The 14866-nt window shown below is 34.2% G+C and carries 17 protein-coding genes and 1 pseudogene; 14 read left to right on the top strand and 4 right to left on the bottom strand.

Annotated elements, in window-relative coordinates; genetic code table 11:
* Positions 1–48 precede the first annotated feature (48 nt).
* A complete protein-coding gene (locus EAG08_RS12425) occupies positions 49–1161 on the top strand; it encodes an AI-2E family transporter (RefSeq protein ID WP_129535713.1) in 1113 nt (370 codons plus the stop codon).
* An 80-nt stretch (positions 1162–1241) separates the two neighbouring features.
* On the opposite strand, the gene EAG08_RS23145 is transcribed toward EAG08_RS12425, so the two are convergent.
* Positions 1242–1397 carry a bacteriocin-like protein gene (locus tag EAG08_RS23145; RefSeq protein WP_242802706.1) on the bottom strand — a complete coding sequence of 52 codons (156 nt, stop codon included), beginning with the start codon at positions 1395–1397 and terminating at the stop codon, positions 1242–1244.
* A gap of 151 nt (positions 1398–1548) precedes the next feature.
* Here EAG08_RS23145 and EAG08_RS12420 point away from each other — a divergent pair, with 151 nt between their 5' ends.
* The gene (locus EAG08_RS12420; protein WP_129535712.1) at positions 1549–1926 is read left to right on the top strand and encodes a MauE/DoxX family redox-associated membrane protein; all 378 of its coding nucleotides are present in this window, start codon (positions 1549–1551) and stop codon (positions 1924–1926) included.
* A gap of 90 nt (positions 1927–2016) precedes the next feature.
* On the opposite strand, the gene EAG08_RS12415 is transcribed toward EAG08_RS12420, so the two are convergent.
* Positions 2017–3375 (bottom strand): acyl-CoA dehydrogenase family protein, encoded by a 1359-nt coding sequence (locus EAG08_RS12415; RefSeq protein ID WP_129535711.1) that lies wholly within the window; start codon positions 3373–3375, stop codon positions 2017–2019.
* Between the two features lie 202 nt (positions 3376–3577).
* On the opposite strand from EAG08_RS12415, the gene EAG08_RS12410 reads away from it, so the two are divergent.
* From EAG08_RS12410 to EAG08_RS12360, 12 genes and pseudogenes are all read left to right on the top strand, one after another.
* Positions 3578–4480: a DUF4349 domain-containing protein gene (locus EAG08_RS12410; protein ID WP_129535710.1), complete on the top strand. Its 903-nt coding sequence runs from the start codon at positions 3578–3580 to the stop codon at positions 4478–4480.
* A gap of 156 nt (positions 4481–4636) precedes the next feature.
* Positions 4637–5506 carry a TraB/GumN family protein gene (locus EAG08_RS12405; protein ID WP_129535709.1) on the top strand — a complete coding sequence of 290 codons (870 nt, stop codon included), beginning with the start codon at positions 4637–4639 and terminating at the stop codon, positions 5504–5506.
* 25 nt (positions 5507–5531) lie between these two features.
* Complete coding sequence (locus tag EAG08_RS12400) at positions 5532–6041, top strand: RNA polymerase sigma factor (protein WP_129535708.1); 510 nt, start codon at positions 5532–5534, stop codon at positions 6039–6041.
* Positions 6031–6639, top strand: a complete 609-nt coding sequence (locus EAG08_RS12395; protein WP_129535707.1) for a hypothetical protein — start codon at positions 6031–6033, stop codon at positions 6637–6639. The genes EAG08_RS12400 and EAG08_RS12395 overlap by 11 nt, the downstream gene beginning before the upstream one ends.
* 207 nt (positions 6640–6846) lie before the next feature.
* Positions 6847–8487: a glucose-6-phosphate isomerase gene (gene pgi / locus EAG08_RS12390; RefSeq protein ID WP_129535706.1), complete on the top strand. Its 1641-nt coding sequence runs from the start codon at positions 6847–6849 to the stop codon at positions 8485–8487.
* A gap of 18 nt (positions 8488–8505) precedes the next feature.
* Complete coding sequence (locus EAG08_RS12385) at positions 8506–9390, top strand: bifunctional 5,10-methylenetetrahydrofolate dehydrogenase/5,10-methenyltetrahydrofolate cyclohydrolase (RefSeq protein ID WP_129535705.1); 885 nt, start codon at positions 8506–8508, stop codon at positions 9388–9390.
* A 6-nt stretch (positions 9391–9396) separates the two neighbouring features.
* A complete protein-coding gene (locus EAG08_RS12380; RefSeq protein WP_129535704.1) occupies positions 9397–10026 on the top strand; it encodes a 7-carboxy-7-deazaguanine synthase QueE in 630 nt (209 codons plus the stop codon).
* A 475-nt stretch (positions 10027–10501) separates the two neighbouring features.
* Positions 10502–11029 (top strand): sugar transferase, encoded by a 528-nt coding sequence (locus EAG08_RS22685; RefSeq protein ID WP_262696735.1) that lies wholly within the window; start codon positions 10502–10504, stop codon positions 11027–11029.
* Positions 11011–11436: a sugar transferase gene (locus EAG08_RS22680; RefSeq protein ID WP_262696839.1), complete on the top strand. Its 426-nt coding sequence runs from the start codon at positions 11011–11013 to the stop codon at positions 11434–11436. The genes EAG08_RS22685 and EAG08_RS22680 overlap by 19 nt, the downstream gene beginning before the upstream one ends.
* A 27-nt stretch (positions 11437–11463) precedes the next feature.
* Positions 11464–12216 (top strand): MlaE family ABC transporter permease, encoded by a 753-nt coding sequence (locus tag EAG08_RS12370; RefSeq protein WP_129535703.1) that lies wholly within the window; start codon positions 11464–11466, stop codon positions 12214–12216.
* Positions 12216–13030, top strand: a pseudogene (locus EAG08_RS12365) (ABC transporter ATP-binding protein). Before EAG08_RS12370 ends, EAG08_RS12365 begins: the two are co-directional and overlap by 1 nt.
* Entirely contained in the window at positions 13014–13652 is a 639-nt protein-coding gene (locus EAG08_RS12360; RefSeq protein WP_129535702.1) for an outer membrane beta-barrel protein, read from the top strand. Before EAG08_RS12365 ends, EAG08_RS12360 begins: the two are co-directional and overlap by 17 nt.
* A gap of 37 nt (positions 13653–13689) precedes the next feature.
* Here the strand turns inward: EAG08_RS12360 and EAG08_RS12355 are convergent, their stop codons facing one another.
* Together EAG08_RS12355 and EAG08_RS12350 are read right to left on the bottom strand one after the other, a co-directional pair.
* Entirely contained in the window at positions 13690–14001 is a 312-nt protein-coding gene (locus tag EAG08_RS12355; RefSeq protein WP_129535701.1) for a hypothetical protein, read from the bottom strand.
* A 44-nt stretch (positions 14002–14045) separates the two neighbouring features.
* Positions 14046–14849 (bottom strand): M48 family metallopeptidase, encoded by an 804-nt coding sequence (locus EAG08_RS12350; RefSeq protein WP_129535700.1) that lies wholly within the window; start codon positions 14847–14849, stop codon positions 14046–14048.
* Positions 14850–14866 lie beyond the last annotated feature (17 nt).

Raw genomic sequence — 14866 nt, 5'->3', positions numbered from 1 at the left:
CCTCATCGTAAACGGTGAGGTTTTTGTTATGTGTAGAAAAAAATCCTCATGAACCTTTTTAAACTACCCTTTCTTCTAAAACTCGCACTCGCCGTTGTTTCTATTATCGGAATCGGCTACCTTATTAAGTTAGGACAAAGCATTTTAGCTCCTTTCTTTCTGGCGTTTTTGATGGCGATGCTTTTTTTGCCGATTGCTAATTTTTTAGAAAAGAAACTAAGATTTCCAAGATCAATTTCCACTATTATTTCGGTGATGATGATGTTGGTTATTTTGACAGGAATGATCTTTTTCTTCGGTTCTCAAATCTCTAGTTTTAGTCGTGATGTTCCGCATCTGACGAAACAGTTTAATCTGGTTTTCCAAAATCTTCAGACTTGGGTTTCTCATACTTTTAATGTGAAAATTGATGAACAACTTGACTATTTGGATCAAGGCTTAAGCAAGCTTCTGTCTTCATCCGGAGTGATTTTAGGATTTACTTTTGGAATTTTTTCTTCAAGTTTAGGGTTTCTAGCCTTTTTCATCTTATTCTTTATTTTCATCTTAAACTACAGAAGAATTCTAAATAATTTCATTGTCAATGTTTTCAATGAAAAGCATAAATCGAGCGTTCAGGAAGTTGTTTCTGAGGTAAGAATTATGACAAAAAGATATATCATAGGATTGTGTCTTCAGGTGATTATCGTTTCTGTTCTCACAACAATTGTTCTCACTATCTTGGGCGTAAAATATGCCATTTTATTAGGTGTTTTAACAGGATTATTAAACGTTATCCCCTACATCGGAATTTGTATTTCATTATTAATTTCATGTTTCATCGCTTTTGCAACGGGAACTGTTTCAACCTGTGTTTATGTTGCCATCGGCTACGTCATCGTTCATGCAATTGATGGGAATATCGTTCTTCCATTTGTAGTGGGTTCAAAAGTAAAGATCAATGCTTTATTTTCTTTCATCGGTATTCTTTTAGGTGAACATCTTTGGGGAATTTCAGGAATGTTTTTGTGTATTCCTGCGATTGCAATCATTAAAATTATTTTCGAAAGAGTGGATGGGTTGCAACCTTGGGGCAAGCTTTTAGGCGAAGATGAAAAACCTAATAAGAAAAAGAAAAGCTATAAGATTTCCAAAAACATCACATTAAAGGAAATGGATTGATTTATTGGAAATAAGCAACAGGTAATGAGTAATTTACCTTAAAATAATAAAGCCCTCCAAATTGAAGGGCTTTCTGTTTTTTATCCAAGAGCACAAAGAGGATTTCTTCTATTCGGACAAAGTTGATCGCAAGGAATATAGGTTCCACTATCAGGACAGTAACCAATATTAGGATCATCCCCTCCTTTAATCGTTTTTAGATTCGAACGCTCTAATTTTTTAAGGTTTTTCAACATAATTATTTGTTTAGTTTGATTTGTAAAACAAATATATAAAATATAAGAATATAAAATATAATTATTTCTCTAAAAAGAGAATAAAAAAGGATTTATTTAAAAAATTCAAATGAAAAACTAATTTTATTTAAATTTGATAAAAATCAACATCATGAAAATCGTAAAATTTATTATTTGTCTTCTTTTTGGGCTGATGTTCTTCAATGCCGGATTAGACAAGTTTCTTCACTACATGCCCATGCCCGAATTTACACCCGAACAAATGAAAGTTTTCGATGCTTTCAATAAATTACATTGGCTGATGCCGTTAGTGGGAGCTGTAGAAGTTATTGGTGGCTTATTATTTATCTTCCAAAAAACAAGAGCTTTAGGAGCAATCATGATTTTACCGATAATGGTTGGAATTATTCTGCACGTTTTCACAATCGACAAATCCACAACGGGAATGTCCATCGCAGGAGTTCTATTTCTTATCAATCTTTGGATGATTATCGATAATAAAGATAAATATAAAGCTTTGATTAGCTAAAAAAGCAAATGACCAATTGTGAATCCGTTTCCACTTGTTAATTTTTCAAAATTCACTTGGGAAAGATTCACAATTGATTATTCAAATATATTAAACGAATGCGCTGAATCCGGTAATTGATCTACCGACAATCAGTGAATTGATCTCTTTTGTTCCTTCATAAGAGTAAATTGCTTCTGCGTCAGCGACAAACCTTGCGACATCATATTCAAGCAAAATTCCGTTTCCACCTAAAACTTCTCGTGCTCTCGAAACAATATCTCTTGTTCGCATGGTACAGAAAACTTTAGCCAAAGAAGCATGCTCGTCTTTTAAAATTCCTTCATCCTGCATTTCAGAAAGCCTGAAAACCATCGTCTGCATTGCTGTTAAGTTAGAAAGCATTTCTACTAAATGTCCCTGAATCATTTGGAACGAGGCAATCGGTTTTCCGAATTGTTCTCTTGTTCTTGTATAATCTAATGCACTTTCATAAGCTCCTCTTGCACAACCTGTCGCCATCCAAGCAACGCCAGCTCTTGTCATTCTCAAAACTTTTGCCGTGTCTTTGAAGGAATTAGCATTTTGTAAACGATTATCTTCTGTTACAATACAATCTTTCAAAGTAATCAAACCATTTTGAACGATTCTCAAAGCCATTTTCCCTTTAATCTTCTCAACAGAATATCCGGGATTATCTTTTTCAACGATAAAACCTTTCACTTCACCATCATCTAAATCTCTTGCCCAAATAATAATTAAATCAGCAAACGTTGCGTTTCCGATCCATTTTTTTTGACCATTTAAGATCCAGCCATCCGGAGTTTTTTTACATGTCACCGTTAGACCACCTGCTGCTCCTGAACCAACTTCAGGTTCTGTTAATCCAAACGCACCAATTTTCTCGAACTTCTGCATTTGAGGAAGCCATTTTTGTTTTTGTTCTTCCGAACCACAAATGTAAATTGAGCCCATCGACAAGCCAGATTGTACTCCAAAAAAGGTGGCAATTGAAGCGTCGACTCTTGCCATTTCCATCGCTATAACACCTTCCATCAGAAAGGGCATTCCTTTGCAACCGTAACCTTCATATGTTACTCCACAAATATCTAATTTTTGGAATTTAGGAATTAATTCATGAGGAAATTCGTCTCTCAGCCAATAATGATTAACTAAAGGTTTCACTTCTTTTTCCATAAACGCTCTTACTTTAAGCTGAACTTCTCTTTGTTCTGGCGTCAAAGTGTGATAAATATCGTAAAAATCACCGTCAATCGGCGGAAGTTCTTTCTTCTTTTTATTCGGGTCAAGCATTTTCATCATTCCACTTAACTGTTTATCGTCCAGTTTGGAAAAGTTTTCCATTAGTTTGGGGAGATTTACTTTTTGTGAAATTTCGCCTAACTGATCAAAGTCGATTGATTTAAATAATTCTATGGCGTTTCTGATTTTAGAAAAAGTATTAGACATATTGATTTTGGTTTGATTTGTAAAATTTAAGCAAAAATCAATCCGAAATACCAAAGACACAGACTTTAATATTTTACAAAATACTGATTTACAATAATTTAAACTGAATATTTTATTTACAAATTTTTACTTCCTATTTTCAAACATTACAAAGGTTTCGTTCTCAACTTTGAAGTAAGCAAAACATTAAAAAATCAATACTATGAAAACGACCTACATCAGATTAACCATTGCAATTGCAATTTTATCAGGAATTTATTCTTGTAAAAAAGGTGAAGCAACCACGAGTGATTATGAAATGTCTGTAGCAGCAGATTCAGCTTCGATAAATATTTCTGATAATGTTTCGTCAGTTGCAACGATGTCCGTAAAAGACAAACAATTTATCAAAACAGCCAATGTAAACATGGAGGTAAAAGATGTTTATGATGCAACTATTTCGATTGAGAAATCAGTACAGGAACTTGGCGGATTTGTTACGCACAGCGATTTACAAAGCAGAGTAATTTCAGAGGAAACTTATAATACTTCCGATGAAGACGCAATGCTTGTGAAAAAATATCAGACTGAAAATTCTATGCAGGTAAGAGTTCCCACTTCAAAATTGGGCGAACTTTTAACCCTAGTTAATGATAAAAAATTGTTCCTGAATTCAAGAATTATTAATGCAGAAGATGTGACTTCAAGTATTAAATATGCAGAATTGGAAGGAAAAAGGATCAAGAAAACCGATGAAAATATTTCTGAGCTTAAAACCACAAAAGATAAAGTGAAAATGAGCGACGAGAATATGTCTGAAGAAAACCAGCAACAGCTTGCAAATCTTGATGTAACCGAAAATTTAAAGTACAGCACCGTTGATATTTATATAAAAGAACCAAAGCTTCGCATTGCAGAAATTGCCGTAACCAACTCAAAAAACATTGACAATAAATATAAATTCAATTTCTTTTACGATGCAAAAAATGCTTTTGTGGAAGGCTTTTATTTAATTCAGAGAATTGCGGTGGGATTAATCACCATTTGGCCAATTTTATTGATCGCAGCAGCAATTATTTATTTGTTGAGAAAAAGAAAATATTTTAAAAAGCCTGATCAGATTTAATTAAAACTATCCTAACCGTAATGGTTATCAACATAATTTTAGATTTTCAAACCTCCATTTCAGGAGGTTTTTTATTTTTTTCAAAAAAAAACTGTAACGATTATAATACTGCCCTTACCTACTATTTAAAGAATAAAAAATTAAAACCTTAATCATATGAAAAATTTAGTAAAACTTGGGTTCGCAGTATTATTATCAGCAACTTTCACAACAGCAAAAGCTCAGAATACGAACCTCGAAAACAGTACACTTTGGGAAGTTTCAGGAAATGGACTCACAAAACCATCTTATATTGCAGGAACATTCCATATTATGTGTAGTCAGGATTTTGAGATAAAGTCTAAAGTTATAAAAGCTCTTGAAAAATCTGATCAATTTGTCATGGAGATTAATTATACCGATCCTAATGAAATGACAGCGATGCAGAAAATGTATCAGACGGATAAAAAACTATCTGATCAGCTTACTCCTGCAGAAGCAAAGAAACTAGATAAGATCCTTGCCGATTACGGAACAGATTTGACGAAGATGGACAATTCCAGCTCACAGGCATTGTATGCATTGATTTCGATGAAAGCTATACCGTGTCCACAAACTGAAGTAAAACTGTATGAAATAGAACTTCTCAAAAATGCGTTGAAAATTAAAAAGAAAGTCTTCGGGCTTGAAAAAGTAGAGGATCAGATGACCTCCATTAATAAAGCTTATGATTTGAAAGCTGTTATTGAGCAACTAAAAATGGGAAAGGAATATGAAATCCTACTTAAGGAAATGATCGTTGCATTTAAAAAAGAAGATATAAAATCTCTTTACACACTCTTTAAGAATGACAAAATAATGAATGCCAAACAGGAAAAAGCCATGCTTACGGACAGAAATAATAACTGGGCAGAAAAAATGCCGGAAATCATGAAAAAAGAAAGTTCGTTCTTTGCCGTAGGAGGTGCTCATCTTATGGGTAAAAACGGAGTTATCCAACGTTTAAAATCTAAAGGATACACCCTGAAACCAATTCCAAGCCTTTAACACATAACCAAACCATGAAATCATCGTGAGCAGTCAAACTGAAACCACTTTTTTTAATCTCGTCAACAAACACAAAGGTATTTTGTATAAGGCCTCACGAATCTATGCGGATTCTTTGGAAGACCGAGAAGACCTGCAGCAGGAAATTCTTATTCAGCTTTGGAAATCTTATCAGAACTTCAAAGGTAACAGTGAATTTTCAACGTGGATGTACCGCGTAGCCATTAATACTGCAATTACTTATTTAAAAAAAGAAAAAAGGCGTACAAATAATCACACAGATGTTCCCGATCATTTTGAGATTCAGCATGAAGATTATAATCCTACGAAAGACATGCAGCTGGAAGTTTTTTACACTGCCGTTCAAGAACTTAAAGCTTTAGAAAAAGCCGTTATATTTTACTTTATGGAAGGTATGTCACATAAAGAAATCGGAGACAATTTAGGACTTAGTGAAGGCAATGCCCGTGTAAAACTTAACAGAACCAAAGAAAAAATACAGCAAATCATAAAAAAATCAGGCTATGAATTTTGATCAATTAAAAGAACAATGGAATAATGAAAACGCCGATAGCGTCAACATTCCCAACAACATAGAACAGCTAAAGAAAAGCAAACATCCTATAGAAAAGATCCAAAAAAGCATGAAAATGGAATTTCCATTTCAGATTATTGCCATCATTCTTCTCGGATTCTTTCCACAACAATTAAATTTTCCTGCCTCACAACATGTTATTTATTATACCTCTTACGCCATGCTTGTGGTAATATCTTCTTATTACTTTTTCGGATTTTATAAATTTTATAAACAGACCGAACTGTATACCGGAAATACCCAAAACAGCCTCTGGAAAATATATCATGAATTGAAACTAAACTTGGAAAGATACCAATCTTTCGGGTTCCTTCTTCTTCCTCACTTTATGATCACATTAGGATTGGTGCTTTATAATATGTTGGAGAAAAAAGGAGAGTCTTTAGAAAATATGTCAACCCATTATCAGCAGGTTTTGATACTGAGCGTTCTCATAGGAACTATGGCAGTTGTAGCAGGCATTGTTTTATGGACAAAATATTTCTATGGAAAAAGTGCCAAACAACTCGAAAATATACTGAACGAAATAGACGAATAATTTCATAATTCAAAAAATAACAACCATGAAACCTCAGACTTGATCTGGCGTTTGTTTTTTAAAAAATTGTTATTTATAACGCTCAAATTCATCTGAGGTTTTATTTTTCCTTAAATTTGCAAATTAGAAATTTAATGATACCCTTTTTAGAAATTTTTAATCCAAAATTAATTTCTAGAATTAATAATCTAAGTCCTTAAGAAATATATGTTATCAAAAATAAATCCTACACAAACCAATAGCTGGAAATCACTTGACGAACATTTCGGAAATAATGATTTTGAATTGAGAAGCCTTTTTCAATACAATCCGAACCGTTTTGAAGAGTTTTCTATCAAAAAAGGCAATTTTCTATTCGATTATTCTAAAAACTTGATTGATACAAGAACAAAAGAATTATTATTAAATCTTGCAGAAGAATGTCAGCTAAAAGATGCGATTTCTAAAATGTTTTCAGGAGATAAAATCAACGAAACAGAAGGAAGAGCGGTCTTGCATACAGCATTAAGAGATTTTTCTGATAAGGAAATTTTGGTTGACGGTGAAAATATCAAGCCTCAGATCAAAAGAGTTTTGGATCATATGAAATCTTTTTCTGAAAACGTTATTTCAGGAAATCATAAAGGTTTCAGCGGAAAAGAAATCACAGATATTGTGAATATAGGAATCGGAGGCTCAGATTTGGGACCTGTAATGGTAGTTTCAGCTTTGAAGCATTTCAAAACAAGATTAGACGTTCATTTCGTTTCCAACGTAGACGGAAATCATATCGCAGAAGTTGTTAAGAATTTAAATCCTGAAACCACTTTATTTATCATTGCTTCTAAAACGTTTACGACACAAGAGACAATGACAAATGCTAATTCGGCAAAAGATTGGTTCTTAAAAGCTGGAAAACAGGAAGATGTAGCAAAACACTTTGTGGCTTTATCAACTAATGTTCAAGCTGTTAAAGACTTTGGAATCGCAGAAGAAAACATCTTCGAATTCTGGGATTGGGTTGGCGGAAGATATTCACTTTGGAGCGCGATTGGCTTAAGCATTGTTCTTTCAGTTGGATATGAAAACTTCGAACAATTATTAAAAGGAGCTTCTGATAGCGATCAACATTTCCAGACCGCAGATTTTTCTGAAAACATTCCTGTTTTGATGGGGCTTTTAGGAATTTGGTACCGTAATTTTTATGCGGCAACAACGTATGCAATTCTTCCTTACTCTCAATATTTAGACAGATTTGCAGCGTATCTTCAACAAGGAGATATGGAAAGTAATGGAAAATGTGTTGATAGAAACGGTGAATTTGTAGAATATGAAACCGGGCCAATCATTTGGGGAGAGCCGGGAACAAACGGACAACACGCTTTCTATCAATTGATTCACCAGGGAACAGAATTGATTCCTGCTGATTTTATTGCGTATGCAAAAAGCCCAAACAAAGTTTCTGATCATCAGGATAAACTTTTAGCTAACTTTTTCGCTCAGACTGAGGCACTTGCCTTCGGAAAAACGGAAGAAGAAGTCGAGGCAGAATTAAAAGCTTCAGGAAAGTCTGATGAAGAAATCGATTTCTTGTTAAATTATAAAATCTTCCAAGGAAACACCCCTACTAACTCGATCATGTTCAAGGAATTAACTCCATTTTCACTAGGACAATTGATTGCAATGTATGAACATAAAATTTTTGTACAAGGTGTAATCTGGAATATTTTCAGTTTTGACCAGTTTGGAGTAGAATTAGGAAAAGTTTTAGCAAACAAAATCTTGCCGGAACTTGAAAATAATGAGGCAATTGGCTCTCATGATTCTTCAACAAATGGGTTGATTAATTATTATAAAGGAAATAAGTAAAAATCTAATAAAAGTAAAATGGCAGAAATTCTTGACGGATTAAAAGTATCCAAAGAAATAAAAGCAGAGATCAAGGTTGAAGTTGATAAAATCCTTGCGAGCAAAAGAAGAGCCCCGCATTTGGTAGCAATTCTTGTAGGAAACAACGGAGCGAGCAAGGCTTATGTAAATGCTAAAGTAAAAGATTGTGAAGAAGTTGGTTTTCAATCAAGCTTAATCAAATTTTCAAGCACAGTTTCTGAGTCTGAATTATTGGAAAAAATCGAGGAACTCAATAAAGATAAATCTGTAGACGGTTTTATTGTTCAGTTACCTTTACCCGACCAGGTTGATCAGGAGAAAATCATCAACGCAATCGATCCAAGAAAAGATGTTGACGGCTTCCACCCTACAAATTTCGGGAAAATGGCTTTGGAAATGGATACTTTCTTACCTGCAACGCCTTTCGGGATTTTAACATTATTGGAAAGATACAATATCGAAACAAAAGGTAAAGACTGTGTCATTATTGGAAGAAGCAAGATTGTAGGAAGACCCATGAGTATCTTGATGGGAAGAAAAGATTTCCCTGGAAATTCTACGGTTACCCTTACGCATTCTTACACAAAAGATATTGAAGAATATACAAAAAAAGCAGACATCGTCATTACAGCTTTAGGCGATCCTCACTTCTTAAAAGGTGAAATGATCAAAGACGGAGCAGTAATCGTTGATGTAGGTATTACAAGAGTAGACGACGACTCTCCAAAAGGATACTATTTGGCAGGTGATGTTGATTTCGACAGTTGTGCAGCAAAAGCAAGCTGGATTACGCCTGTTCCCGGAGGAGTGGGTCCCATGACAAGAGCAATGTTGATGAAAAACACCATCATTGCCTACAAAACTTCAGTCTATAACGACTAATTTGAAATGGATTTAGTAGAAGATATATTATTAAAAGAAGGTAAAATGCTCCCGGTGATGGAGCATTTTTACACTATTCAGGGAGAAGGTGCTCATACCGGAAAAGCAGCTTATTTTATAAGGTTGGGTGGTTGCGATGTCGGCTGTCATTGGTGTGACGTGAAAGAAAGTTGGGATCCAACACTTCACCCTTTAATGAATGCTGAGGAAATTGCAGAAACGGCCGCAAAATATTGTAAAATTGTAGTTTTAACAGGTGGCGAACCTTTGATGTGGAATTTAGATATTTTGACAGGAAAGTTAAAGGAACTAGGATGTACCGTTCACATTGAAACCTCCGGAGCTTATCCGATGAGCGGACAATTGGACTGGATTACCCTTTCACCAAAGAAAACAGGATTGCCGAAAGAAGAAATTTATCAAAAGGCTCACGAACTGAAAGTCATTGTTTTTAATAATAATGATTTAAAATTCGCTGAAGAACAGGCTACAAAAGTTTCGGAAAACTGTAAACTATATTTGCAAAGCGAATGGAGTAAACGTGAGGAAATTTATCCTAAAATCACCGACTTTATTCTTGCCAATCCACGTTGGCAGGCATCGGTTCAGACACATAAATATCTGAATATCCCATAAAAAATCCATAAATTAGCTTTCCGTATCCTAAATATCATTAGATGCAAAGAATTCGATACTCTAGATATCTAAAATCGATTATTGTCTTGCTTGACCTTTCGGTTATTGCATCTGTGTTTATATTCTTTTTTATAAGCCGAAATGAGGGTTTGAGACATCACGAAGAAACATGGTATCAAAACAGTTTTTCTCTGGCATTATTATTCTTATTCTGGATGCTTTTGAGTGGCAGAACAAGAATTTATAATATCCCCAGAAACCTTACTTATACTTTGTTTCTTGAGCGATTATTCAGTCATTTTGTGATCTTTACTATAGGAATTTTATTGATTGGCAAGGTCAGCAACAATCTTTTTTTTAATTCTGACATTTACTGGCTTACTTTATATTTATTTTTCTTTATTTTCTTTTAAGATCAATAATATTTTTCATTATAAAGTATTTACGTTCAATTGGTATCAACCATAGAAACATTATGTTTTTGGGTGAAAACGGCTCGACTGATGTTTTAAAAGACATTTTGAAAGGCAGAAAGGACTACGGATACAAAATTTTCAGTTACAATTCTTCTAATCTTTCTTTTAATGAATTAATCGAATTCTGGAAAACCAACGGAATTCATACACTTTTCATTCCAACAGATAGTGCTCTTGACAAAGAATTAGAGAAGAGATTATTTAAATTAGCTGAAGAGCACAAAGTTCACGTATCGCTGGTTCCCAATATTTCAAAAAGCAACTTTTTCTATTATGATTTGGGATATATTGAAACACAACCTGTTTTAAATCAGGCAAAATATCCTTTAGATTATTATTCAAATTTCTTTCTAAAAAGAACATTTGACATTGTGTTTTCTACATTGGTCTTAGTTTTGATTTGTTCATGGTTGTTTCCAATAATTTCTATTTTAATTAAAAGAAACTCAAAAGGTCCTATTTTTTTTGTTCAAAAAGATACGGCTTTCATGAAGAGGTTTTTAATTGTATTAAATTCAGAACAATGATTGTTAACGATGAATCTACTACAAAAACTACCAGTGATAATGACTCGAGAATTACAAAAATCGGAAGGTTTTTAAGAAAGACGAGTTTAGACGAAATGCCTCAGTTTATTAATGTTTTAAAAGGCGAAATGTCTATTGTTGGCCCAAGACCTCACATGTTAGCAGTTGACAATTATTATAAGCCGAAAATAGGAAGATACACACTGAGAAGTTTAGCAAATCCAGGAATTACAGGTTTAGCACAGGTAAGCGGTTTCCGCGGAGACTCCGGAAACGTAGAAGTGGAGATGAATAAAAGAATACTTGCCGATGCTTTTTACGTAAGAAACTGGAGTTTTGTACTTGATCTGGTGATCATTTTAAAAACCATTGTACTGGTAGTAGGAGGCGATAAAAACGCCAAGTAAATAAATAAAATAGTCTAATTTAGCAGAATGTTAAAAAAGTTTTTTACAGCCATAGGAGAATACATGATTCTTATCGGTAAATCTCTTCAAAAACCTCAGAAAATGAGAGTTTTTTGGAAGTTGTTTATGAGAGAGATCAATGATTTGGGTGTTAACTCGTTCGGGTTGGTTATTTTCACATCCATATTTGTGGGTGCTGTTGTTGCCATCCAGATGTTTAATAATTTTGATGCCTCTTCATTTCCGATTCCAACGTCATTTGTAGGATATGCAACAAAAGCAGTTTTAGTTCTTGAATTTGCACCTACGATTATTAGTTTGATCCTTGCAGGAAAAGTAGGTTCATATATAGCCTCTACGATTGGTACTATGCGTGTTTCTGAGCAGATAGATGCATTAGATATTATGGGTGTAAATTCTCCCAACTTCTTAATCTTACCAAAAATCATAGCTTGCCTTATTTTCAATCCTATTCTGATTGCACTAAGTATCGTTTTCGGTATTGGTGGCGGTTATATTGCAGGAATGCTGACAGGGAACTGGACAACTGCAGATTATATCACCGGTATCCAGATGTATATGCCTAATCTTTTCATCTATTATGCATTTGCAAAAACAATTGTATTCGCATTTGTGATAGCTACGGTTCCTTCTTATTTTGGATATTTTGTAAACGGTGGTTCATTGGAAGTAGGTAGAGCAAGTACGCAAGCTGTGGTTTGGACAATGGTTTTCATCATTATTTCCGAATTAATTTTAACACAATTAATATTAAGCTGATGATTGAGGTAAAAAATCTTAAAAAGAGTTTTGGTGATGTTGAAGTGCTTAAAGGAATTTCAACCAATTTCGAAAAAGGAAAAACAAACCTGATTATCGGACAAAGTGGATCTGGTAAAACCGTTTTCTTAAAAAGTTTATTGAATGTTTATCAGCCCTCATCAGGAGAAATTTTGTTTGACGGTAGAGATATCAATGTGATGAATCGTGAAGAAAAACAGCAATTACGATCTGAAATAGGAACATTATTTCAGGGAAGTGCATTGTTTGATTCATTGACTGTGGAAGAAAACATCATGTTTCCTTTAGACATGTTTACTAATCTTACTTTCAGAGAAAAGAAAAGAAGGGTTTTTGAGGTAATCGGAAGAGTTCATTTAGACAAGGCCAACAGAAAGTTTCCGTCAGAAATATCCGGAGGTATGCAGAAACGTGTAGCGATTGCAAGAGCCATTGTAAACCACCCGAAATATCTTTTTGTGATGAACCCAATTCTGGGCTAGACCCTTACACATCTAATGTAATTGACGATTTATTACTTGAAATCACCAAAGAATACAATACCACAACCATCATCAATACCCATGATATGAACTCGGTGATGACAATCGGGGAAAAAATTGTGTATCTAAGATTGGGAATAAAAGAATGGGAAGGTAATAAAGATATCCTGATTACCGCAGGCAATAAAAATCTGATAGATTTCGTTTATTCATCAGAATTATTCAAGGAATTGAGAGAATATCTTTTGGAGAATAATAAAACAATTGAAAATACTATTACAAAAATAGACGACAATGAAAAAATTAATTAGTGCCGCATTGATAGGCTTTTCAGTTTTTGCTTCAGCGCAGATTTCGTTGGCAGCCAAAGCTAATGTAGCAATCCCAACAAGCTCTGCTTCTTGGAAAAATTTCAAAACTGCAGCCTCAAATACTGTGGAACAAAAAGGAAAAAATATTACCGGCTTCAATGTTGGTTTGTCTTTAAAAATCGATTTACCAACTGCTTTATACTTAATGCCGGAAATTTATTATACCAATTTCAGCAATGAAGTTACTGTACAAAATGATGTAAATTCAGCTCAAACTACTATTAAAGCTAAAAACAGCAGAGTAGATATTCCTGTTTTGGTTGGGGTAAATGTATTAGGAAATCTCTTGAGTGCTTACGCAGGACCTGTCGGAAGTTTTAATTTAGCGAAAAGTGATGATTTTGATAATTTCGTACAGAAAGTGGATGCTAAAGAATTTACAGTAGGTTACCAACTAGGTGTACAAAGTGAAATCAAAAAGATCATTCTTTCAGCAAGATATGAAGGTGCATTCTCAAAAGATCAGAGAAAATTCATCAACAATGTTGCAGGTTCAAACCAAGAAATTGATTACGATAACAGATCAAGTTTATTTTTATTAGGTGTAGGGTATAAATTCTAAATTTAAATAAAACAAATAGTCATAAAAAATCCTCAAATTAAATTTGAGGATTTTTATTTTGCCTTTCAAGTTCCGATTCACGCTGTGCGATGATGGCGGCTTGTTTTTCTAATTCTTCTTTATCTTTCTGAAGTTGCTTAAATTCTTTTCTTTGCTGTTCTGCTTTAATCGCTGAACCTTTGCTCACATAACCAATCATTCCACCGATGATGAGACCAATACCAATTCCTGCCATTACTCCCATTACATGGGAAATCTCAATTTTATTAACAGTAAAATCTGTTGTGAGATAAAAGAGTAATGCTGATACTGCTAAAAGTATAAGTCCTGTTATTGAAATACCTTTCATATGCGTTGTGTTTTGTTGGTTAATAATGAGTGAGAAAATTTAAATTAAATCTTTCCTCCAGCAACTTTATAATATTCTAATGCTTTTGGTAAATCTTGCTGAATTCCAGAAACTCTGGTTCCCGGACTTGGGTGAGTCGATAAAAATTCCGGCTGTCTCGATCCTGAAGAAGACGCTTCCATTCTGTTCCAAAAAGGAATTGCCTGTCTTGGGTCATATCCTGCCATCGACATCAGATACAATCCCATTTTATCAGCCTCAGACTCTTGATTTCTACCATATTTTAACAAAACAACCTGCGATCCAATCGGATAAACACTTTGGAAAATTGCAGCCGTTTTTTCATTCTTGATAGCTAAACCAGATGCCGTTCCTAAACCCTGAGCAATCATTGATTGAGAAATTCTCTCGTTCCCATGACCCGCCAAAGCGTGCGATACTTCGTGACCCATTACAACAGCTAATCCAGTTTCATCTTTTGTGATAGGTAAAATTCCTGTGTAAACAGCAACTTTTCCTCCTGGCATACACCAAGCATTTACCTGCTTATCCTGAATTAAATTAAATTCCCATTTGTAATTTGCTAAGTCTGCACCCCTTCCAATACTAGAATAATATTTTTCTGCAGCTGATTTAATTCTGTTTCCCACGTTTTTTACGCTTTGTGCCTGAGAACCCGTGACAATTTTAGATTCTGTTAACGTTTGTTTGTATTGTTGTAATGCCATTGCTTCAATTTCAGAATTGTTGGCAATTTGTATAGATGATCGACCTGTAATCGGGTTTGTTGTACAAGCTACAACGGCTACTGCTGTTGCTCCTATTCCTAAAAGATGTTTAATTTTCATTGCTGTGCATATTATAA

Origin of the sequence: Chryseobacterium sp. 3008163 (assembly GCF_003669035.1) — a bacterium.
Classification (GTDB): Bacteria; Bacteroidota; Bacteroidia; order Flavobacteriales; family Weeksellaceae; genus Chryseobacterium.
Note: the sequence above shows the minus strand (reverse complement) of the source record. Positions and strands in the feature narration are given on the sequence as shown.

Coding starts and splice junctions, on each gene's coding strand:
- EAG08_RS12425 (WP_129535713.1), top strand. CDS start 49: ATGAACCTTTTTAAACTACCCTTTCTTCTAAAACTCGCACTCGCCGTT.
- EAG08_RS23145 (WP_242802706.1), bottom strand. CDS start 1,397: ATGTTGAAAAACCTTAAAAAATTAGAGCGTTCGAATCTAAAAACGATT.
- EAG08_RS12420 (WP_129535712.1), top strand. CDS start 1,549: ATGAAAATCGTAAAATTTATTATTTGTCTTCTTTTTGGGCTGATGTTC.
- EAG08_RS12415 (WP_129535711.1), bottom strand. CDS start 3,375: ATGTCTAATACTTTTTCTAAAATCAGAAACGCCATAGAATTATTTAAA.
- EAG08_RS12410 (WP_129535710.1), top strand. CDS start 3,578: ATGAAAACGACCTACATCAGATTAACCATTGCAATTGCAATTTTATCA.
- EAG08_RS12405 (WP_129535709.1), top strand. CDS start 4,637: ATGAAAAATTTAGTAAAACTTGGGTTCGCAGTATTATTATCAGCAACT.
- EAG08_RS12395 (WP_129535707.1), top strand. CDS start 6,031: ATGAATTTTGATCAATTAAAAGAACAATGGAATAATGAAAACGCCGAT.
- pgi (WP_129535706.1), top strand. CDS start 6,847: ATGTTATCAAAAATAAATCCTACACAAACCAATAGCTGGAAATCACTT.
- EAG08_RS12385 (WP_129535705.1), top strand. CDS start 8,506: ATGGCAGAAATTCTTGACGGATTAAAAGTATCCAAAGAAATAAAAGCA.
- EAG08_RS12380 (WP_129535704.1), top strand. CDS start 9,397: ATGGATTTAGTAGAAGATATATTATTAAAAGAAGGTAAAATGCTCCCG.
- EAG08_RS22685 (WP_262696735.1), top strand. CDS start 10,502: ATGTTTTTGGGTGAAAACGGCTCGACTGATGTTTTAAAAGACATTTTG.
- EAG08_RS12370 (WP_129535703.1), top strand. CDS start 11,464: ATGTTAAAAAAGTTTTTTACAGCCATAGGAGAATACATGATTCTTATC.
- EAG08_RS12360 (WP_129535702.1), top strand. CDS start 13,014: ATGAAAAAATTAATTAGTGCCGCATTGATAGGCTTTTCAGTTTTTGCT.
- EAG08_RS12355 (WP_129535701.1), bottom strand. CDS start 14,001: ATGAAAGGTATTTCAATAACAGGACTTATACTTTTAGCAGTATCAGCA.
- EAG08_RS12350 (WP_129535700.1), bottom strand. CDS start 14,849: ATGAAAATTAAACATCTTTTAGGAATAGGAGCAACAGCAGTAGCCGTT.